The organism is Nocardia rosealba, from assembly GCF_020216065.1.
Classification (GTDB): Bacteria; Actinomycetota; Actinomycetes; order Mycobacteriales; family Mycobacteriaceae; genus Nocardia; species Nocardia rosealba.
The window spans coordinates 101,258-122,026 of sequence record NZ_JAIWNA010000011.1; the positions used below are offsets into that span (position 1 = coordinate 101,258).

Below are 20,769 nucleotides of genomic sequence, written 5' to 3' on the forward strand. Positions count from 1 at the left end.
ACTCAGATATCGGAGGATGTCATGGAACTGCGGCCCGCCTTTCGCTTCAACGGATTTGCCGTCCTACTCGGGTGGTTGGTGTCCACCCTGCTGTTCGGCGCCCTCGCGGTGCTGTCGCTGATCTCGGTGTCCAAGCACGACGGCGGCGCGCTCGCCTGGGCAGGCGCGGTGGTCGGCGTTCTCGGCGTGGTGATCGTCGCGGCGCTGGCCACCGGGCTGATCGTGGTCGACCCCAACGAGGCAAAGGTCGTCACCTTCTTCGGTCGCTACATCGGCTCGGTCAGCGAACCGGGCTTCTTCTCGGTGGTCCCGCTCAGCGACCGCAAGTCCATCTCGCTGCGAGTGCGCAACTTCGAGACCCAGAAACTGAAGGTCAACGACGCCGACGGCAATCCCGTCGAGATCGCGGCCGTGGTGGTCTACAAGGTGGTCGACAGCTTCAAGGCCGCCTTCGCGGTCGACGACTACGAGGAGTACGTCGAGACCCAATCCGAGGCCGCGGTCCGTCACCTGGCGACCACGCACCCCTACGACGCCCACGACGACACCCGCACCAGTCTGCGCGACGGCGCCGAGGTGGCCGAGGAACTCACCGTCGAACTGCGCGAACGCACCCTCACCGCCGGTATCGAGGTGATCGAGGCCCGCATCACCCACCTGGCCTACGCACCCGAGATCGCGCAGGCGATGCTGGTCCGTCAGCAGGCCGCGCAGGTGGTCGCCGCCCGCACCCAGATCGTCGAGGGCGCTGTCGGGATGGTCGCCCTGGCGCTCGACCGCCTCGCCGAGCAGGGCACCGTCGAACTCGACGAGGAACGCAAGGCCAACATGGTCTCCAACCTCCTCGTCGTCCTCTGCGGCGACCGCGCGACGCAACCGGTCGTCAACGCCGGATCCCTCTACTGAGGTCGACTGTGCCCGCGCCGAAGAGAGAACCCAAAAAGGTTCTGCTGCGGCTCGACCCGGCCGTCCACGAGGCCATCGCCAAGTGGGCGGCCGACGACCTGCGCAGCATCAACTCCCAGATCGAATACGCCCTGCGCCTAGCCCTCGAGCAGGTCGGCCGAAAACCCAAGCGCGACTGAGTCGCTCGGATCGAGGCCCTCGGTGGCTCACCGTGGTGATCTGTCACGGCACCCGACCGGCCGACCTGGGTGAACACCGGGTTTCGTCTGGAAGGACGCGCCGAGCCGTGCACGGCGACAACCGAACTCGACCACGCCGGTAAATTGATCCGGTGCCCATCTCGTTCGACATTCCTGGAATGCAACAGTTGGACGACACGACCTGGGGGAATCCGGCCACTCGTGATGTCGTCGCGCTGAACTACGTCAACGGCGCACCCGATCTGCCCGCGCGGCTCGACGACCCGAAGCGGCTGCGCAGGCGGCTGGCCGAACACCACGCGCGCACCGGCTGCCTGATCGAGGCATTCGTGGTGTGGGTCGACCAGTTGCCCGCGTTGCTGCGCGTCGAGAAGACGCGGATGCCGGGTCCACACGGTGAGCTCGTCTTCGCGGCGTCCATCGTGGTGCCCAAGGACCGCTGCTCGGCGGTGTTCCAGATCATCTGCCCGGAGACGGGGCCGCCGGGGGAGCGGGAACGGACGATCGGCCGCCGATTCCGCCGCGACGAGATGTGCCCGCCCCACCCCTACGCACCGGGTCTGCGCGGGAAACTGCCGTACCTGCTGTCCGACGACGTCCGCTTCGACGCCGAATTCCCGCATCACGCGCTCACCAGGGCGCGTCGCTGGGTCGCCGAAACGGTGCCGAACGTCCAGGTCGCCCCGTCGTTCGCGGCTTTGCCCGACTTCTAGGCGCCAGACAGCCCGGTGCCGCCGGGCTTCTCGGTGACGAAGATGGCGGTGCCGGGGAAGATCTCCCCGCGCAACGGCGACCACTGGCCCCATTCGCGGTCGAGCCATTCCGGCCAGTCCGGTTCCACGATGTCGAGCAGGGTCAGCCCCGCGCCGACGATCTCGCGCACCCGGTCACCGATCGTGCGATGGTGCTCGACGTAGGTCGGCACACCGTCAGCGTCGACCTCTACATAGGGCGTGCGGTCGAAATACGGAATACGGGCCACCAGGCCGGCCTCGCCCGGATCGTCGGGAAAGATCCAGCGCATCGGGTGATTCACCGAGAACACCCACCGGCCACCCGGCACGAGCACCCGCGCCACTTCGCGCATCACCCGCGCCGAATCGGCGACGAACGGCACCCCGCCGAACGCCGAACAGGCCAGATCGAAGGTGGCGTCCGCAAACGGAAGCGCCTCCGCGCCCGCCTGGACCAGCGGCACCCGCGGTCCACCCTGCTCCATCGCCGCCACGCCGCGCGCGAGCATCCCCATCGACACATCGAGCCCGACCGGATGCGCGCCCTGCCCCGCCAGCCAGCGCGAACACGGCGCCGAACCGCACCCGATCTCGAGCACCCGCCGGCCCGTCACGTCGCCCAGAAAATGCATGTCGCCCTCGTGCAGCCCCTCCGGGCACCACACGAACTCGCCGCCGGGGGAGTCGACACCGAGAAAATCGGCGTGGGTCTGGTGGTACTGGTCGGCGTCGGCGTCCCACCAGCGCCTGCTGGCGCGTTCGCTGTCGGCCGAGCCGATCCTGGTTCGGGTGGTCGCCGCGGTTCCCAGCAGCGCGTTTGCCTGCGCATGGCGTTCGTCATCGGACACGGCGCCAAGGGTATCGGCGGGAACGGGGGGTGGTTTGCCCGGCTGGAACACCCTCGCGTACGCTGAGGCACGCGAGTGTCTTTCGAGGAACCTCTCACGAGGAACGCTGTGCGCCGGGGTTGATGCGTACAGTATCCGATGACGGAGTCGCCCGTGCTGAGTTTGATCAGCGGCAATGTCGGCGGTCCGTGCGATACTTGTTCGGTCCCTCGTCGCCTCGTCGCGGTGATCTCGCAGCGTACCGAAAGTTCCAATGTCCGCAACCGACCACAATCCGTCCGGAGCAAACCCACATATGCCCACCACCGTCACCTCGCCGCAGGTAGCCGTCAACGACATCGGCTCCGCCGAGGATTTCCTCGCCGCCATCGACGCCACGATCAAGTACTTCAACGATGGCGACATCGTCGAGGGAACCATCGTCAAGGTCGATCGTGACGAGGTCCTGCTCGACATCGGTTACAAGACCGAAGGCGTCATCCCCTCCCGTGAACTCTCCATCAAGCACGATGTCGACCCGAACGAGGTCGTTTCCGTGGGCGATGCGGTCGAGGCCCTGGTTCTCACCAAGGAGGACAAGGAAGGCCGCCTGATCCTGTCGAAGAAGCGGGCTCAGTACGAGCGCGCGTGGGGCACGATCGAGGAGCTCAAGGAGAAGGACGAGGCCGTCAAGGGCACCGTCATCGAGGTCGTCAAGGGCGGCCTGATCCTCGACATCGGTCTCCGTGGCTTCCTGCCCGCCTCGCTCGTCGAGATGCGTCGTGTCCGCGACCTCCAGCCGTACGTCGGCAAGGAGATCGAGGCCAAGATCATCGAGCTCGACAAGAACCGCAACAACGTGGTCCTGTCGCGTCGCGCCTGGCTCGAGCAGACCCAGTCCGAGGTCCGCAGCGAGTTCCTGCACCAGCTGCAGAAGGGCCAGGTCCGCAAGGGTGTGGTCTCCTCGATCGTCAACTTCGGTGCCTTCGTGGACCTGGGCGGCGTCGACGGCCTGGTGCACGTCTCCGAGCTGTCCTGGAAGCACATCGACCACCCGTCCGAGGTCGTCGAGGTCGGCAACGAGGTCACCGTCGAGGTTCTCGACGTCGACCTGGACCGCGAGCGCGTCTCCCTGTCGCTCAAGGCGACCCAGGAAGATCCGTGGCGTCAGTTCGCCCGGACCCACGCGATCGGCCAGATCGTGCCCGGCAAGGTCACCAAGCTGGTTCCCTTCGGTGCCTTCGTGCGCGTCGAAGAGGGCATCGAGGGCCTGGTGCACATCTCCGAGCTGGCCGAGCGCCACGTGGAGGTCCCGGACCAGGTCGTGGCAGTCGGCGACGACGCGATGGTCAAGGTCATCGACATCGACCTGGAGCGTCGTCGGATCTCGCTGTCGCTGAAGCAGGCGAACGAGGACTACCACGCCGAGTTCGACCCGTCGAAGTACGGCATGGCCGACAGCTACGACGAAGCGGGCAACTACATCTTCCCCGAGGGCTTCGATCCCGAGACCAACGAATGGCTCGAGGGCTTCGACAAGCAGCGTGAAGAGTGGGAAGGCCGCTACGCCGAGGCCGAGCGTCGCCACAAGATGCACACCGCTCAGATGGAGAAGATGGCTGCCGACGCGGCTGCCGAAGCCGCCGCTGGCGGTCCGGCCGCGGGCAACTACTCCTCCGAGAGCGGCAACGCCACGCAGGCCACCTCCGGTCCGGCCGAGTCCACCGGCGGTTCGCTCGCCAGTGACGCGCAGCTGGCGGCTCTGCGGGAGAAGCTCAGCGGTAACGCCTGATTCAGGTAGAGCAACACAGTCGAAGGCCCCGGTCCACACGGACCGGGGCCTTCGGCCTGTTTCCGGCCCGGTCATCACACAGGGCTTGCACGACAACGAGCCCACCCGTTCGTAACGGGTGGGCTCGGGTGGTCGGTGCTCAGTTCGCGGCGGCGGCGGGCACCCAGTAGGTGGCGCCCATGCTGGTGCGCTTGCGCATCGCGGCGAAACTGTGTCTGGCGGGCGAGATCAGAGCGGTGAACCAGGACCGGCGATACTCGGCGAGACTCGCTGCCACAGCAGGGAACTCAACGCAGTGCACACCGCCGGGCATGCCGAGGCGGTGGCGAGCCGTCCGGTGTTGTGTGGTGCCCATGATCATCCTTCGCTCGCTGGTGATTGGCCTTCTCGCCTGCGCGAAGGTTAGTCGACGCGACGCGCCCGGCCCCGGATTTGCCGCCGCCGCACATCGGCGTGTCGGGAACACCTGACCTGCTCCGGGCGCGGGGATGCGAGACTTGGCGCATGTTGCGGATCGGCCTCACCGGAGGCATGGGAGCGGGTAAGTCCACAGTGGCGCGGACCATGGTCGAACTGGGGGCGGTGGTGATCGACTCCGATGCCATCGCCCGCGAGGTCGTCGCGCCGGGAACGCCGGGTCTGGCCGCGCTCGTCGCCGAGTTCGGTGACGCGATCCTGGCCGAGGACGGCAGCCTCGACCGGCCCGCGCTGGCAGCGGTGGCCTTCGCCGACGACACCTCACGCGGCAAGCTCAACGCCATCACCCACCCGCTGGTCGGTGCCCGCACGGCCGAACTCATCGGCGCCGCCCCCGCCGACGCCATTGTGGTGCAAGACATTCCGTTGCTGGTGGAGAACGGGCTCGCCCCGCTCATGCAGCTGGTGGTCGTGGTCGGCGCCGATGTCGAGACCCGCCTGCGCCGGCTGGTCGAGCAGCGCGGTGTCGCCGAGGCCGATGCCCTGGCCAGGATCGCCGCCCAGGCCACCGACGAGCAACGCCACGCCGTCGCCGATGTGTGGCTGGACAACAACGGTGCCCCCGGTGTGGTCGAGGAGCAGGTGCGGGCGCTGTGGGAGCGGCGGCTGGTGCCGTTCGAACGCAATCAGCGCGAGGGGGTGCGGGCGCGGGCGGAGTACCGTTTGGTGCCGCACGACCCGGAGTGGGGCGCGCAGGCGCGCCGGATCATCGCGCGGCTGCATCTGGTGTGTGGTGCTGCGGCGGTGCGCATCGACCATGTCGGTTCCACGGCGGTGAGCGGGTTGCCCGCCAAGGACCTCATCGATATCCAGGTGACGGTGGCCGACCTGGAAACCGCTGACGCACTGGCGGATTCGCTGACAGCCGCGGGATTCCCGCGCGCGGTCGGCATCACGCACGACAACCCGAAGCCCACGCCCGAGGATCCGGCGGGCACCGACGTGGACCTGTGGGCAAAACGCTTGCACGGCAACGCGGATCCCGGCCGACCGGCGAATATTCATCTGCGCGTGCAGGATTCGCCAGGCCAGCGGTTCGCGCTCGACTTCCGCGACTGGTTGCGGGCAGAGGAGGACGTGCGGACGGAGTATCTGGAGATCAAGCGGACGGCCGAACGGGCGGCGGCGGGGAAGTCGGGCGAGGCGGCGGGCGAGTCCTATTACGGGGTGAAGGAACCGTGGTTCGATGTGGTCTACCCGAGGGTCGGTGAGTGGGCTCGCGCCCGCGCGTAACCCCGGTCGGCATCTGTTAAACGTCAATGTTTCAAAAACTGTCCGTAGCGGGCGGCGCGCTGGTTACATTGTGGCGAGTCACTACCGGGTGACTCGATTCACAGGGAAGTTGTAGCGCGTATGACAACACATCACCGTCTCGGCCGTGCGGGCTTCGGCATCACCGCGTTCGGCGCTGTCGCCGCCACCATCGTGCTGGCCGCCCCGCAGGCCTCGGCCTGGGTGGGCAACCTCAGCGTCGCGGGCACCGATCACAAGGTCGGGTGCAGCTACAAGCTGACGGCCAGCGTCGAGGTCGACAGGCTGACCTCGGTGAAGTTCACCGACAACGGCCGCGACATCGGCACGGTCTCGCCGTCGCTGCTCTCCGGCACGGTGAGCATGACCTGGAAGCCGACCACGACCGGCCAGCACAAGCTCGAGGCGCGGCAGCTGCTGATCAGCGACTCGATCACCGTCACCGTCGGTGAGGCGGCCGCGACCGGCAGCGCCGGCTGCGGTGGTGGCCTCGGCGACCTGCTCGGCAGCGGTTCGGCAGGCTGATCGATACCGAAACCGCCCGCGACCTGTCCGGTCGCGGGCGGTTTCGTCGTTTCAGCGCCAGGTCAGGGTCATACCGCGGGTGGCGAGCCACGCCTCGAGCGAGTACCCGTGCGCGGCGATCCCGTCGACCGCCGCGACCGCGTGTTCGATCGCCGCCTGGGCCTGTTCGGCATCGAGCAGACCGTCGGTCTGCGCGGCGAGCAGTTCGTCGATGTCGACCAGGCGCACATCGCGGCCCGTGCGGACCAGCAGGTCCAGGTAGTGGTCCAGCGAGCGCCACAGCGTCGGGGAGTCCCTGGTGAAGACGCCGACATCGACGTACACGTCCTGCCACTGCTCGATGCCCGGGTTGTACCAGAGTTTGGACGCGCGCAGCGACAGACTCGGCAGCAGCCACGATTCCAGATAGTGGAAGCTGGCGTGGTCGGAGTGCCGCCCCATGTAGAGGCCCCACGGCTCCTCCCGGTACACCTCGACCGGCCGTACGAAACCCTTCGGATCGGTATTGGTCTTGGCCGCTAGGTCGAACAGCTCGATTTTGGGCGGGTGCACGTGCACGGTCGAGGCCTGGGTCATGTGCGCAGAATCTACCGGCACGCGGGGCCGGGCGCCGAGCGCTTTCCGCCGCCGCGAATCTGTCGGTGGGTACGCCTAACCTGGTGTGCATGGCATTCGCAACCGAGATCCCGGCCGAAGGGTACGAAGAGCGGGGGCACCCGCTCGCGCATTCGGAGCACCGCCCGGTCGGTGAGATCGAGCGCAAGGGTGGCCGCTTCGAGGTGGTCAGCCCGCATCAGCCGGCAGGCGATCAGCCCGCCGCCATCGCCGAGCTCGAGCGCCGCATCAACGCGGGGGAGAAGGACGTGGTGCTGCTCGGTGCCACCGGCACCGGCAAGTCGGCGACCACCGCCTGGCTGATCGAGAAGCTGCAGCGGCCCACCCTGATGCTCGCGCCGAACAAGACCCTCGCGGCCCAGCTGGCCAACGAACTGCGGGAGATGTTGCCGCACAACGCGGTCGAGTACTTCGTCTCCTACTACGACTACTACCAGCCCGAGGCCTACATCGCCCAGACCGATACCTATATCGAGAAGGACAGCTCGATCAACGACGACGTCGAGCGGCTGCGGCACTCGGCCACCTCCAGCCTGCTGTCGCGTCGAGATGTGGTGGTGGTCGCGTCGGTGTCGTGCATCTACGGTCTCGGTACGCCGCAGTCATACCTGGATCGCTCGGTGCAGCTCGAGGTCGGCGGCGAGATCGACCGCGACGCGCTGCTGCGGCTGCTGGTCGATGTGCAGTACACCCGCAACGACATGGCGTTCACGCGCGGGTCGTTCCGGGTGCGTGGCGACACCGTCGAGATCATCCCCTCCTACGAGGAGCTCGCGGTCCGCATCGAGTTCTTCGGCGACGAGATCGAGGCGCTGTACTACCTGCACCCACTCACCGGCGATGTGGTCCGCCAGGTCGACTCGCTGCGCATCTTCCCCGCCACGCATTACGTGGCGGGCCCGGAGCGCATGGAGAAGGCCGTCGCCGCCATCGAGGAGGAGCTGGCCGCCCGCCTGGCCGAGCTCGAGGGCCAGGGCAAACTGCTCGAGGCGCAGCGCCTGCGCATGCGCACCGAATACGACCTGGAGATGATCCGTCAGGTCGGGTTCTGCTCGGGCATCGAGAACTATTCGCGTCACATCGACGGTCGCCCCGCCGGGTCGGCGCCCGCCACCCTGCTCGACTACTTCCCCGACGACTTCCTGCTGGTCATCGACGAATCCCACGTCACCGTCCCGCAGATCGGTGGCATGTACGAGGGCGATATGTCGCGCAAGCGCAACCTCGTCGAATTCGGGTTCCGGCTGCCCTCGGCGGTCGACAACCGGCCGCTCACCTGGGAGGAGTTCGCCGACCGGATCGGGCAGGCGGTGTACCTGTCGGCTACGCCCGGGCCGTATGAGCTCGGCCAGGTGGGCGGTGAGGTCGTCGAACAGGTCATCCGCCCGACCGGTCTCGTCGACCCCCAGGTGGTGGTGAAACCGACCAAGGGCCAGATCGACGACCTGGTACACGAGATCCGGCAGCGCACCGAGCGCGACGAGCGCGTGCTCGTCACCACGCTCACCAAGAAGATGTCCGAGGACCTCACCGACTACCTGCTCGGGCTCGGGGTCCGGGTGCGGTACCTGCATTCGGAGATCGACACCCTGCGCCGCGTGGAACTGCTGCGTCAGCTGCGCCTCGGCGAATACGACGTGCTCGTCGGCATCAACCTGTTGCGCGAGGGCCTCGACCTGCCCGAGGTGTCGCTGGTGGCGATCCTCGACGCCGACAAGGAGGGCTTCCTCCGGTCGAGCACCAGCCTCATCCAGACCATCGGCCGCGCGGCCCGCAACGTGTCGGGTGAAGTGCACATGTACGCCGACAAGATCACCGACTCGATGCGCCACGCCATCGACGAGACCGACCGCCGCCGCGCCAAGCAGATCGCCTACAACGAGGCCAACGGCATCGACCCGCAGCCCCTGCGCAAAAAGATCGCCGACATCCTCGACCAGGTGTACCTGGAGGCGGGCGACGAGGTGGCCGTCGGCGGTTCCGGCCGCAACGTCAGCCGTGGCAGGCGCGCCCAGGGCGAACCGGGTCGCGCGGTGAGCGCGGGCATCTACGCCGAACGCGACGTGAAGTCGATGCCGCGCGCCGAGCTGGCCGACCTCGTCGCCTCGCTCACCGATCAGATGATGAACGCCGCCCGCGAACTGCAGTTCGAGCTCGCAGGCCGCTTACGTGACGAGATCGCCGACCTGAAGAAGGAGCTGCGCGGAATGGACGCCGCGGGGTTGAGCTGAGTATGTCGACCCGGCGACCACCGGATACCCCGCGGCGCCGGCCGCTAATCAGACCCAGCCATCCATTGGGCGATGCGGCGGTCGGCTTCCTCGCGGGAGACGTTCTCGACGCGGGTCATGACCGCCCAGCGGTGGCCGAACGGGTCGATGACGACGCCGTAGCGGTCACCGGTGACGAAGGTCTGGACGTCCTCGGCAACGCGGGCACCGCGGGCGACGGCACGCGCGAAGGCCTCGTCGACATCGGGGCAGTAGTGCACGATCGAGGTGTGCACCCAGCCTTCGGGGGCGCGAACGCTGTTGTCGGCCAGCGGGATTCCGAGCTGCAGAGTGGAGTCGCCGATGAGCAGTTCGGCATGCACGGGTCTGCCTTCGGCATCGTCGGCGCGGCTGAGCACCTTCGCGCCGAAGACCTCGGAGTAGAAGTCGATGGCCGCCTCGCCATCGGCGACGGCCAGGAAACAGGTGATGGAGTGGTAGCCCTCCGGGATGGGCGCAACAGGATTCGTCATGGCTTCGATCCTGCTCACCCGGCGCCCGCCGGTCTTGTAAGAACGCGACACCGGCGATGACGACCGGCGACCTCGACGACGCGAAGGGGATCCTCCTCCCGCGCGAGCAGGCCAGACACCGATCGCTGCGACGGCTCGACGTCGGTCCCGCGCTGGCGGAATTCGCCGACCGGTACTGGGTAGTGCGCTGGGATCTGCGTGGCAGGCCCGCGTTCCGTGCCGAGGTGCTGTCGTTTCCGTGCGTGAACGTCACCTTCGAACGCAGCAGTACCCGTACCGGCGGATTCGTGAACGGCGTGTGCACAACCAAGTACGTGCGCGATCTCGACGGTGAGGGCGAGACATTCGGAATCCGTTTCCGCCCCGGCGGTTTCGGAGCCTTCACCGGGTGTGATGTCGGTGCCCTACGCGACGGTTCGGCGCCGCTCACGGAGATGCTGCCCGAAGCGGCAGGGCTGGCCGAGCGGGTACTGGCCGAACCGTCCGACGAGAACCGGGTCGGGATCGTCGAGGAATTCTTCGGCGGCCGGGGCGGTGCCGACGATTCGCAGTTCGCGCTGGTGTCGCGCATCGTGACGGCGATGGAGCGGGATCCGGAGCTCACACGCGTGGACCAGGTCACCGAACGGTTCGCGGTGCCCATGCGCACCTTGCAGCGGCTGTTCCGCCGCTATGTGGGCGCCGGCCCGAAATGGGTGCTGTGCCGGTTCAGGTTGCAGGACGCCGCCGATCTGCTCGCTCACTCCGACCCGGATCTGGCCGAGTTGGCCACCGATCTGGGCTATTTCGATCAGGCGCATTTCAGCCGGGAATTCACCGCGCAGATCGGGATGCCGCCCCGCGAATACGCGCGCCGCGCCCGCGCGACGGGCGCGGCCGCCGCAACGCTGTGAACGGGCACGGCACCGTCGGTGTTGTGACGAAAATCCCAGGCCCGCAGCGGCGTTGATTGTGTTGTGATTTGCCACAATTTCGTCGGCTCACCGTTCGATCGGCGCAGGTGAATGCCGACGACGGCGCCCATAATCCGGTACTGCCGGACAAAGTGACCCAACACTCCCGGTGTGATCTGTTGCGAATTGTCGATAAATCGGCGCGTTGTGGCGTTATGGTCGACGCAATTGCCGCGCCGATGCTCGATTCCCGGGTCGTTCGGCGCTGCACCGACCAAGTTGGAGGAGAGATGACCGCCTACCGGACCATTGTCGTCGGTACTGATGGCTCGGATTCGTCGTACGTCGCGGTGGAGAAGGCTGCGGCGCTCGCTGCCGACGCGGACGCGACTCTCGTGCTGGCCTGCGCCTACTTCCCGACCGATGATCGCGATGTCGCCGCGGCCGCCGATGTGCTCAAGGACGAGGCCTACCAGGTCCGTGGCTCGGCGCCGACCAACGAGATCCTGCACGTCGCCCGCGAGAAGGCGGTGGCCGCCGGTGCGAAGAACATCGTCGAGCGCGCCATCGTCGGCGAGCCGGTGGATTCCCTGCTCGACCTGATCAAGGAGACCAAGGCCGACCTGCTCGTCGTCGGCAACCGTGGCCTCAACACCCTCACCGGCCGCCTGCTCGGCTCCGTCCCCTCGGACGTAGCCCGCAAGTCGCGCTCGGACGTCCTGATCGTCCACACGGTGCGCTAGTACTGGACCGACGAGAAGTGCCGGTACCCGCTGGGTGCCGGCACTTCGTCGTCTCAGGCCAGTGCCGACAACACCTCGGGCAGATCCTCGGTGTGCACCACCGCGAGCCGCTGGGTGGCGCGGGTGAGTGCGACGTAGAGGTCGTTGAGGCCGCGCGGGGACTCCTTGACGATGGCCTGGGGTTCCACCAGGTACACGCGGTCGAACTCCAGGCCCTTGGCATCGTGCACCGTGAGGACCTGCACCGATTCGCCTGCCAGCGTGGACAGTTCGGGGACGAGAGCGGCGGGGGCGAGGACGGCGGCGGTGCCGGGTGCCTGTTCCGCGGCGATCAGCCGGGCCAGTTCGTCCGGCACTTCCGCAGGCGAAACACGATGTGCGCGAGGGGGGTTGCCGGTTTCGCGGACCGAGCGCGGTGCCTGGGCGGTGGGATCGATGGCGGTGAGGACGTCGGCGGCCACCGCCATGATCTCGGCGGGGGTGCGGTAGTTGACCGTTAGCTCGGTGAGCTTCCAGCGTTGGGCCACATAGGGTTCCAGCACCCGCTGCCACGACGACGCGCCCGCCGGGTCGCCGGTCTGGGCGACGTCGCCGACGACGGTGATCCACCGATTCGGGATGCGGCGCATCACCATTCGCCACGCCATCTCCGACAGTTCCTGCGCCTCGTCGACGATCACGTGCCCGTAGGTCCAGGTGCGGTCGCCCGCGGCGCGTTCGGCCGTGGTCTGCCGGTTGCCGAACTCCTGGCGCTGGGCCAGCTGGGAGGCGTCGATCAGGTCGTAGGCCATGAGGATCTCGGGGTCGAGTTCGTCCTCGATGTCCTGAGGAGCGGAACCGGTGAGGATGTCGAGTGCGTCCTGGGCTTCGGCCAGCTGCGCACGCCACCGGCGGCGGGCCCGTTCCCGCTCCTCGGTGTCGTCCACGCCCAGCAGTTCGGCGAGTTCGTCGAGCAGTGGCGCGTCGGCGGCGGAGAACGTGCCGTCGTCGGGGCGGACGAGTTCGGCGCGGTCCTCGGGGCTCAGCGACTTGGCCGCGCGGTCGAGCCGGGCCGGGTCGGCGAGCAGATCGGCGAGGACCTCCTGCGGGGAGAGCACCGGCCACAGCGCGCTGATCGCGGCCTGTACCTGCGGGTCGGCGCGCATCTCGTCGCCGATCTCGCTGAGATCGGCCGAGCTGAGCAGGCTGGTGCCGCCGGACAGATCGGCGCCCATCGTCGCGGCCAGCTGATCGGTGAGCGCGTCGATCACCGACGAGGCGAAGACCGGCCGTGCGAGATTGTGCGGACGGCGCGAGGAACGCGCCCGGCCACGCGCCCGGGTCGCGATCTTGCGGTCCAGCAGCACCGGGTAGCCGTCGAAGGTGAGCCGCACCGGTTCGGCGGGCACCTCCTGCCGGTCGCGCACCGCCTGCTTGAGCACCTCGAGCATGTCGAGCGAACCCTTGATCTCACCCGCGCGCAGCGAATCCTCGCGGACCGCCTTCACACCCGGATACAGGTCGCCGATGGTGGACAGCAGCACACCGGTCTCACCGAGCGAGGGCAGCACCTGCCCGATGTAGTCGAGGAAGGTGGCGTTCGGGCCGATGATGAGCACACCACTCTTGGCCAGCTGCTGACGGAAGGTGTAGAGCAGGTAGGCGGCCCGGTGCAGCGCCACCGCCGTCTTGCCGGTGCCCGGCCCACCCTGCACCACGAGCACACTCTTGTGCTCGGAGCGGATGATCGCGTCCTGTTCGCTCTGGATCGTCTCGACGATGTCGTTCATGTGCCCGGTGCGGGCCGCGTTCAGCGCGGCGAGCAGGGCGCTCTCGCCGCCCACGCCGTCGTCGGTACCCACCGCGCCGTCGCGTTCGGCGGCGCCCAGGTCGAGGTACTCGTCGTTGATCGCGGTCACCGTGCGGTTGCGCGAGCGGATGTGACGGCGGCGGACCACGTCCTCGGGATTGGCGGTGGTCGCCAGGTAGAACGGGCGCGCCAGGGGAGCGCGCCAGTCCAACAGCAGCGGCTCGTAGTCGTTGTCCTCGTCGAGGATGCCGAGGCGCCCGATGTAGCGGGCGGCGTCCTCGGTGGCGTCCAAGTCGATGCGGCCGAAGCACAGACCGTGCTCGGCGGCGTCGTATTTGGCCAGGTCCTCGCTGTAGAGCGCGGTGAACGACTCGCGTTCGCTGCGCGCCTGCGGGGTGCCGCCCGCTTCCAGCAGCACGGTCTTGAGCCGGTTCTGCGCGTAGTCGCGCATGGCGTCGAGGCGGTCGTAGAGCACCGTGAGGTACTGCTGTTCCTGTTCGATCTCGCGGCCGCGCCCGCCCTGGTCGGTGCTGGCGCGGTCGTCGGCGAGGCGGTCGGGCAAAACAGGACTCCTTTGTCACCGCGTTGAGAACAGAGTTGTCGAGTCTACTTGCCCCCGGACGGCAGCGCGCCCGTCGCGGGGAAGACTTCGTCACCGGTCACCGGCGTGAAGTGCTCGACCACCGGGAAAGGCTCGTAGAAGTGATGCAACAGCGCACGCCAGCGCTGATATTCCGGCGACCCGCGAAACCCCTCGGTGTGATCGCTCAGCCGCTCCCATCGCACCAGCAGCAGATAGGTGTCGGGTCGCTCCACACACCGCGACAACGACAGCCCGCCGAAGCCGGGCATACCGGCGATGATCGGGTAGGCCTGCGCGAAGGCTGCCTCGAAAGCGGCGGCGCAACCGGGCCGGACGGGCAGCAGGGCGTGTTCGACGATCACGCCGACCAGTGTGTCAGGACGCGTGCGTGGTGTGGTTGCGGCGACCGGAGGGCTTGTCGCGGTACATGGCCAGATCGGCGTCGTGCAGCACGGCCTCGGGGGTGCGGCGTTCGTGCGGGCCGAGTTCGGTGACGCCGATCGAGGCGCTGACCTCGAGACGGTGCCCGCTCGCGATGATCGGCTCGGCCATGGTGACGCGCAGCCGTTCGATCAGGCGCGGCAGATCGGTGCGCTGCGGTTGCCCGGCGAGCAGCACGAGGAACTCGTCCCCACCGAGCCTGCCGACCACGTCCTCGGCGCGCAGCGCGCGTTGCAGCCGCTGGGCGACGATCTGCAGGACCGTGTCGCCGATGGCGTGGCCGAGTGTGTCGTTGATCGCCTTGAACCCGTCGAGATCGATGAACAGCACGGTGGTGACCAGGGTGCCGCCCTCGTCGGCCAGTGCCGCCGACAACTGCGACAGGATCAGCGACCGGTTCGCCAGTCCCGTCAGGGCGTCGTGGGTGGCCTGGTACTCGAGCTGCATCTTGCTGGCCCGGTATTCGGTGACATCGGCGAACGACGACACCCCCGCCGAGTCCGGGCTGTCGGGATTGAGCAGCCGACAGTTACACGACAGCCACACCTGCTGACCGTCGGCCCGGCGCACCCCGAACACGAACCGCGTCACCGGTTCGCCGGTCGTCAACGTGTGCGCCATCGGATGCCTGCCCACGGGCAGCGGCTGACCCTCCCAATCGATCATCGTGACGGGCAGCTCGTCGAAGCGCGCACCGAGGACCGGCGCGGAGTCGGCGATGCCGAGGATGCGCCTGCCCGCCGGATTGATCGATTCGAGCCTGCCGCGCCGGTCGACGACAAGCACACCCTCCTCGAGCTGGGAGACCACGGTGGTGAAGTACGCTTCGGCCTGCCGTGCGGAGGCCTCGGCGGCCCGCTGTGCGGTCAGATCGTGCACCACCACCTGATAGGCCAGTTCGCCCTGCCAGGCCGTGAGCACCGACACCGTTTGCACGGGCACCTTCCGCCCGTCGATGCGCAAAAGGTCCATTTCGGTCGGCGGTGACGCCGCGCCCTCGGCGGTGAGCTGGGCGATCCGGTCGAGCATCGGTGGAATGGAGTCGGGGTGCACGAAATGGGTGATCCGCAATCCGAGGAGATCCTCGGCCGTGTGCGCACCGAGCAGGTGCACCATCGCCGGATTCACGTAGACGATGACACCCGCCTCGTGCACGCAGATGGCGTCGGGTGTGTGCTCGACCAGCGAGCGGTACCGCTGCGCGAGCAGCTCGGCGTTCGCCGCGTCGGTGTTGGGTTTTCTCACTGCGATACCCCCGATCTCGGCCTGGTCTTCGGATGACACACCGGACTATCGTGGTGACCCTCGACGAGATCCGCGAGGAGCGACGTGAGACCGGAAGGACGTCCCGGCGGCATGGCCCACCGAGTCGATTCTATGTCGATCGGTGGTATCGGTGTGGTCTCCGGTTACGGCTGGGGCCGTGAACAATTGTTTCAGGGGGTGCTGGGGGGAAAACCGGCCGCCGGTTTGTATCCGGGTTACGGGCCGGGACGTGACGAGCACGCCTGGGTCGGCCGGATTCCCGACGGCGGCGACCCGGCGCACGGTCGCGGATTGTTCGGGCGTGCCGTGGTCGCCTCGGCTGCCGAGGCGGTGGCCGACGCCCGCTCGCGTGGCTGGCGCGACGAGGGCCGAACGGTCGGTCTGGTGCACGCCATCACCCTCGGCGACGTGGCCGACTGGCGCGATTTCTACCTGCGCGACGGCGGACACCGCCGCTCTCGCGACTACCTGCCGATGCTGCCTTCGACGCCCATCTCCGTGGTGATGCAGCGCTACGGCTTCCACGGGCCCGCCATGAACGTGTCGGCGGCTTGCAGCTCGGGCAATGTCGCCGTGCTCACGGCGCGGCAGTGGCGCGACGCGGGCCTGGTGGACGACGTGCTGTGCGTGAGCACCGACCTGTCGGCGACCCCGGAGATGCTCGAGCATTTCGTTGGGATGGGTGCGGCCGTGTCCGATGTGGACCCGTTCACCGCGTGCCGCCCGTTCCAGGAGGGCAGCCTGGGGTTCGTGATGGCGGAAGCGTCGGTGGCGATGCTGCTCACCGACGCGGTGGATCAGCCTTACGCGCGGGTGCTCGGCGGTGCCATGAACAACGACGCCTACCACGTTGTCTCGGTCGAGCCGACGCACGAGCAGTACCTCGAATGCGTCCGGAAAGCATTGCGCGACAGTGGGGTAGCGGCAACGGAGGTGAACTACGTGAACGCGCACGGCACCGGTACCCGCCAATGCGACGCCGCCGAACGCGACGTGCTCACCACCGTTTTCGACGACCAGCCCTCGATCATCTCGGTCAAGCCGCTCACCGGTCACTGCCAGGGCGCCGCGGCGGCCGTCGAACTGGCGTTGATCGCGATGTCCTACGACAGCGGCGTCGTCGCGTCGGCACCGGTCGTCGCGCCTGCGCATCCGCGATTGCTCGACGGGCCGACACCGATGCGCGGAGGCCTCACTGTGAATCTGTCGATGGGGATGGGTGGCAACAACTCCGCCCTCGTCGTCGGTCCGGCCTGAGGTTCAGTCCTCGCCCGCCTCCGGCCCACCCGCCAGGGCGAAACCGCCGGTGTTCGGTTGGTCCTGTGGGAGCGGAACCGCCCAGCGCAGCCGCGTGCCCGGCATCTCCGAATGCTCGCCGTCGGCGTCGGCTCGCATCGCGGGCGCGATCTGGAACCGGCCGCCCGCCTCCACGGCGCGCTGCTCGAGATTGCGCAGTCCGCTGCGGATGACGTGATTGGGGATGCCCCACCCGTTGTCGCTCACGGTGATCGTGAGATCGTCGGCCACCTCGATCACGATGGCAACGGTGTCGGCGCCGGAGTGGCGCACCGCGTTGCTCACCGCCTCGCGCACAACGGCTTCGGCGTGATCGGCCAGTTGCGGGTCGAGCACCGAGAGCGGGCCCGACACCTGGATGGTCGCGCGCATCGCGATGTCGGCGGTCTGGCGCCGGATCGCCAGTTCGAGCCGCTGTTGCAGCCCCTCGCTGTGGCCCGAACCGCTGGCGTGCAGGTCGAAAATGGAGGTGCGGATCTCCTGGACCACTTCCTGCAGATCCATGATGACCGTCGAAAGGCGTTGCCGCACTTCGGGAACGACCGCCTTGGGCATGGTGGCCTGCACGGTGAGGCCGATCGCGAACAGGCGCTGGATCACATGGTCGTGCAGGTCGCGCGCGATACGGTCGCGGTCGGCGACGATATCGAGCTCACGCATCCGCCGTTGCGCGTCGGCCAGGCGCACCGCCAGCGCCGCCTGATCGCAGAACGCGGCGGTGAGCTCGAGCATCTCGTCGGAATAGGGCGCGAAGCCGGGTGGGCGGATGGTCACCAGCACGCCGAGCGTGGCGTCGGGTGTGCACAGCGGAAGGACGAGAGCCGGTCCGGCACCGGGCAATTCGGCGACCGGGAAGTCGACGCCGAGGACGACCTCGGACACGTCGTCGAAGCGCAGCGGTGTGCGCCTGCTGAAAGCGTCGCCGAGTACCGTGCCCGCGATCGGGATCGTCTGCCAGTCCTGGCCGGCATCGGGGCCGGTCCACTGGGTGACGACCAATTCGCTGACCTCGCCGGGGGATTCGTCGGGCACCGGTACCGAGGCCAGAAACGCCTGGTGCGAACCGGTCAGCCCGCGTGCGTGGTCGACCACGTGGGCGAGCACCCGATCCGATTCGGTGCCCGCCAGGAATTCGGTGGCGATATCGCGCGTCGCCTCGATCCAGGCCTGTCTGGTGCGCGCCTGCTCGTAGAGGCGCGCGTTGTCGACCGCGATGCCCGCCGCCGCGGCCAGCGCGAGCACGAGCACCTCGTCCTCCTCGGTGAACGGTTGCCCGTCGGACTTCTCCGTCAGGTACAGGCTGCCGAACACCTCGTCCCGGATGCGAACGGGGACACCGAGAAACGAGTGCATCGGCGGATGGCCGGGCGGGAAACCCACCGAGGACTCGTGCTCGGTGAGATCGTCGAGCCGCAGCGGTGCCTTCTCCGCGAACACGGCGCCGAGCACACCGCGGCCCGCCGGTAATCGCCCGATCCGGTCGCGGATGTGCTCGGGCATGCCCTCATCGATGAACTGCGCGACCTGCTGACCGTGCCCGCGGACCGCGAGCGCGCCGTAACGGGCATCGACCAGGTTCATCGCCGTCCGCACCATGGTGCGCAGGGTTTCGTCGAGATCGAGACCCGCGGTGACCGTGAGCATGGCCTCGACCAGGCCGTCCATCCGGTCGCGCGAGCCGATCATCACCTCGACCCGGTCGGCCACCTCGCCGAGCAGGGCGCGTAGGCGCTGCTGAGACGCGGTGCGGCCCGCCGAATAGCGGCCGCTCCGACCGTCATTCGCCATCGCCGTATCCCGTCGCCGCCCACCTTCGTACCGAGTCAGGAGAAGTCTAGTCCTCGAGGTTGGGGACTTTCGGCCCTTCTACCGCACCGCGCACAGTGGTGGCATAGGGCAGCGGGGGGACGCCGGATCGAGAAGTGGGGCAAGAGATGTATTCGTTGTCGAGCACCCAGCACTGGACCACCGCCGCCGACCCCGAGCTCGCGGTGACCACCCGTGGCGAGGTACCGGCTCAAGACGTCACCCGCGCGGTGCGTGCCATCACCCGCGTGATGCGGCGCCATCATCTCGACAGTCCGGCCCGGGTGCGCGTCACCGCTCCGCGCGGAAACGACGAGCCGACCCTGGTGCAGGCCAACATCCGCACCAACGACACCCTCACCCGTGTGCAGGTCACCGGCCCGGGCGGGTTCGCGGTGACATTCGCCGCCGAACGTCTGGACCGTCAGCTGGCGCGCCGTGCGGGTAAGGAAGCACGTGGCGCCTGGCCCGACCCGGCCCGGCGCCCGCTGGCCCAGGTCACCGAGACCCGCCCGATCATCCGCCGCAAGGACTGCGCACTGATGACCGGTACTCCGCTGGAAGCCAGCACCGTCCTGGACGCGATGGATTACGACGCCTATCTGTTCACCGACGCCGATACCGGCGAGGACGCCATCGTCACCTGGGCCGACCCGCACGGTGTGCGCCTGGCCCGCCAGCACCGCACCGTCGCCGCGGGCGACTCGGCGCACCTGCCGCTCACCGCCAGCGCCATGCCGGTGCGGGTGGTGCAGGACGCGGCCCCGGTCTTCGCCGAGGACGAGGCATCGGACGTGCTGTGCCGTGGCGGCCTGCCGTATCTGTTCTTCACCGACAGTCACAGTGGCCGGGGCAACCTGCTCTACCGCCGCTACGACGGGGACCTGACCATCGTCGTCCCGTCCTGATTCTCTATGGTTCGCGCAGCTTGGTCGCCAGGACCGCGGCCTGGGTGCGGCGTTCGACGCCGAGTTTGGCCAGCAGGCGCGAGACGTAGTTCTTGACCGTCTTCTCGGCCAGGAACATGCGGGCTGCGATCTGCCGGTTGGTGAGGCCCTCGCCGAGGAGTTCGAGCAGGCGGCGTTCCTGGTCGGTCAGACCCGCGAGGGGACCGGTCGGTTCGGTGCTGCGGCGCAGCCGGGCGCGCAGGGCGTCGGCCGCGCGGGTGTCGAGCAGGGAGTGACCGGCGCCGACCTGCTTGATAGCGTCGGCCAGCTTCATCCCGTCGATGTTCTTCACCACATATCCGCTGGCACCGGCCAGAATGGCGTCGAGCATCGCGTGCTCGTCGGAGAACGAGGTGAGGATCAGGCAGCGCAGGTCCTCGAACTCGGCCAGCAGATTGCGGCACAGCTCGATGCCGTTGCCGTCGGGTAATCGGACATCGAGCACCGCCACATCGGGCCGGCTCTCCCTGATCCGCACCATCGCCTCGGCCACGCCACCTGCCTGACCGATCACAGTGAGTTCAGGATCACCCTCGAGCAGGTCGATCAACCCTCGCCGCACGATCTCGTGGTCGTCGACCAGAAACACCTCGAGCACGGCGGCCCCTTCATCACGTAGAACGTCCCCCCTGTGCGGTCCAACATAATCCGCTCACCCACATCCCGTGCAGAGACAGACAATCGCCCACCCAAATCCTGTGCGCAGACAGCAAACTCGCTCACCCAAAGTCCGCCATGACCGCCCACCCAACCCCGCACGACCCGACCTCGAGGAGGGTCCGCCGCGAAGCGGCGCAGCGGCCCGGCCGCGCGAACAGCGCTCGAAGCGCCTGCGCGAAGCGCGAGTCTCGAGCGCGGTTCGCGCGGCCCCGCAGGGGCCGCGCTCGAGCGCGCCCGCGCGCCCAACAACCAGCCCCAAACCGCCCTGGTGCCCC

The 20,769-nt window shown here is 68.2% G+C and carries 20 protein-coding genes; 11 read left to right on the plus strand and 9 right to left on the minus strand.

Annotated elements, in window-relative coordinates:
* Positions 1-21 precede the first annotated feature (21 nt).
* The 3 genes from LDL21_RS28655 to LDL21_RS28665 all read left to right on the plus strand — a co-directional run bounded on the left by LDL21_RS28655 (position 22) and on the right by LDL21_RS28665 (position 1,819).
* Entirely contained in the window at positions 22-906 is an 885-nt protein-coding gene (locus LDL21_RS28655; protein WP_225282524.1) for an SPFH domain-containing protein, read from the plus strand.
* Between the two features lie 8 nt (positions 907-914).
* A complete protein-coding gene (locus tag LDL21_RS28660) occupies positions 915-1,085 on the plus strand; it encodes a type II toxin-antitoxin system antitoxin (protein ID WP_166655833.1) in 171 nt (56 codons plus the stop codon).
* A 179-nt stretch (positions 1,086-1,264) separates the two neighbouring features.
* Positions 1,265-1,819 (plus strand): hypothetical protein, encoded by a 555-nt coding sequence (locus tag LDL21_RS28665; RefSeq protein ID WP_225282525.1) that lies wholly within the window; start codon positions 1,265-1,267, stop codon positions 1,817-1,819.
* On the opposite strand, the gene LDL21_RS28670 is transcribed toward LDL21_RS28665, so the two are convergent.
* Positions 1,816-2,688, minus strand: coding sequence for a class I SAM-dependent methyltransferase (locus tag LDL21_RS28670; RefSeq protein ID WP_225282526.1), 873 nt, complete (start codon positions 2,686-2,688; stop codon positions 1,816-1,818). The genes LDL21_RS28665 and LDL21_RS28670 overlap by 4 nt on opposite strands.
* Positions 2,689-2,983: 295 nt before the next feature.
* Here LDL21_RS28670 and rpsA point away from each other — a divergent pair, with 295 nt between their 5' ends.
* The gene (gene rpsA / locus LDL21_RS28675) at positions 2,984-4,459 is read left to right on the plus strand and encodes a 30S ribosomal protein S1 (RefSeq protein ID WP_067498011.1); all 1,476 of its coding nucleotides are present in this window, start codon (positions 2,984-2,986) and stop codon (positions 4,457-4,459) included.
* A gap of 139 nt (positions 4,460-4,598) precedes the next feature.
* On the opposite strand, the gene LDL21_RS28680 is transcribed toward rpsA, so the two are convergent.
* Entirely contained in the window at positions 4,599-4,814 is a 216-nt protein-coding gene (locus LDL21_RS28680; RefSeq protein ID WP_181697692.1) for a hypothetical protein, read from the minus strand.
* Positions 4,815-4,963: 149 nt separating this feature from the next.
* Here LDL21_RS28680 and coaE point away from each other — a divergent pair, with 149 nt between their 5' ends.
* Complete coding sequence (coaE, locus tag LDL21_RS28685) at positions 4,964-6,169, plus strand: dephospho-CoA kinase (protein ID WP_225282527.1); 1,206 nt, start codon at positions 4,964-4,966, stop codon at positions 6,167-6,169.
* Positions 6,170-6,289: 120 nt separating this feature from the next.
* On the plus strand, positions 6,290-6,712 hold the full coding sequence (locus tag LDL21_RS28690; protein WP_181697694.1) for a hypothetical protein: 423 nt from the start codon (positions 6,290-6,292) through the stop codon (positions 6,710-6,712).
* Positions 6,713-6,763: 51 nt separating this feature from the next.
* Here the strand turns inward: LDL21_RS28690 and LDL21_RS28695 are convergent, their stop codons facing one another.
* Positions 6,764-7,288: a ribonuclease FAU-1 family protein gene (locus tag LDL21_RS28695; protein ID WP_225282528.1), complete on the minus strand. Its 525-nt coding sequence runs from the start codon at positions 7,286-7,288 to the stop codon at positions 6,764-6,766.
* A gap of 89 nt (positions 7,289-7,377) precedes the next feature.
* Between LDL21_RS28695 and uvrB the strand changes: the two genes are divergently transcribed.
* Positions 7,378-9,558 (plus strand): excinuclease ABC subunit UvrB, encoded by a 2,181-nt coding sequence (gene uvrB / locus LDL21_RS28700; protein WP_067497998.1) that lies wholly within the window; start codon positions 7,378-7,380, stop codon positions 9,556-9,558.
* Positions 9,559-9,602: 44 nt separating this feature from the next.
* Here uvrB and LDL21_RS28705 read toward each other — a convergent pair whose 3' ends face one another.
* Complete coding sequence (locus LDL21_RS28705; RefSeq protein WP_225282529.1) at positions 9,603-10,070, minus strand: VOC family protein; 468 nt, start codon at positions 10,068-10,070, stop codon at positions 9,603-9,605.
* A gap of 56 nt (positions 10,071-10,126) precedes the next feature.
* On the opposite strand from LDL21_RS28705, the gene LDL21_RS28710 reads away from it, so the two are divergent.
* Together LDL21_RS28710 and LDL21_RS28715 are read left to right on the plus strand one after the other, a co-directional pair.
* Positions 10,127-10,963, plus strand: coding sequence for a helix-turn-helix domain-containing protein (locus LDL21_RS28710; RefSeq protein WP_225282530.1), 837 nt, complete (start codon positions 10,127-10,129; stop codon positions 10,961-10,963).
* A gap of 290 nt (positions 10,964-11,253) precedes the next feature.
* A complete protein-coding gene (locus LDL21_RS28715; protein ID WP_181697698.1) occupies positions 11,254-11,706 on the plus strand; it encodes a universal stress protein in 453 nt (150 codons plus the stop codon).
* 53 nt (positions 11,707-11,759) lie between these two features.
* Here the strand turns inward: LDL21_RS28715 and LDL21_RS28720 are convergent, their stop codons facing one another.
* The 3 genes from LDL21_RS28720 to LDL21_RS28730 are packed head-to-tail and all read right to left on the minus strand — an operon-like array spanning position 11,760 to position 15,764.
* On the minus strand, positions 11,760-14,057 hold the full coding sequence (locus LDL21_RS28720; RefSeq protein WP_225282531.1) for a HelD family protein: 2,298 nt from the start codon (positions 14,055-14,057) through the stop codon (positions 11,760-11,762).
* 44 nt (positions 14,058-14,101) lie between these two features.
* Positions 14,102-14,440 (minus strand): antibiotic biosynthesis monooxygenase family protein, encoded by a 339-nt coding sequence (locus tag LDL21_RS28725; protein WP_225282532.1) that lies wholly within the window; start codon positions 14,438-14,440, stop codon positions 14,102-14,104.
* Between the two features lie 13 nt (positions 14,441-14,453).
* Positions 14,454-15,764 (minus strand): diguanylate cyclase domain-containing protein, encoded by a 1,311-nt coding sequence (locus LDL21_RS28730; RefSeq protein ID WP_225282533.1) that lies wholly within the window; start codon positions 15,762-15,764, stop codon positions 14,454-14,456.
* Positions 15,765-15,896: 132 nt separating this feature from the next.
* On the opposite strand from LDL21_RS28730, the gene LDL21_RS28735 reads away from it, so the two are divergent.
* Positions 15,897-17,042, plus strand: coding sequence for a beta-ketoacyl synthase N-terminal-like domain-containing protein (locus LDL21_RS28735; protein WP_225282534.1), 1,146 nt, complete (start codon positions 15,897-15,899; stop codon positions 17,040-17,042).
* 3 nt (positions 17,043-17,045) lie between these two features.
* Here LDL21_RS28735 and LDL21_RS28740 read toward each other — a convergent pair whose 3' ends face one another.
* The gene (locus LDL21_RS28740; protein ID WP_225282535.1) at positions 17,046-18,869 is read right to left on the minus strand and encodes a sensor histidine kinase; all 1,824 of its coding nucleotides are present in this window, start codon (positions 18,867-18,869) and stop codon (positions 17,046-17,048) included.
* Between the two features lie 146 nt (positions 18,870-19,015).
* Between LDL21_RS28740 and LDL21_RS28745 the strand changes: the two genes are divergently transcribed.
* Positions 19,016-19,795 carry a sigma 54 modulation/S30EA ribosomal C-terminal domain-containing protein gene (locus LDL21_RS28745; RefSeq protein ID WP_181697704.1) on the plus strand — a complete coding sequence of 260 codons (780 nt, stop codon included), beginning with the start codon at positions 19,016-19,018 and terminating at the stop codon, positions 19,793-19,795.
* A gap of 4 nt (positions 19,796-19,799) precedes the next feature.
* Here LDL21_RS28745 and LDL21_RS28750 read toward each other — a convergent pair whose 3' ends face one another.
* Positions 19,800-20,432, minus strand: coding sequence for a response regulator transcription factor (locus LDL21_RS28750; protein WP_181697705.1), 633 nt, complete (start codon positions 20,430-20,432; stop codon positions 19,800-19,802).
* Positions 20,433-20,769: the final 337 nt, after the last annotated feature.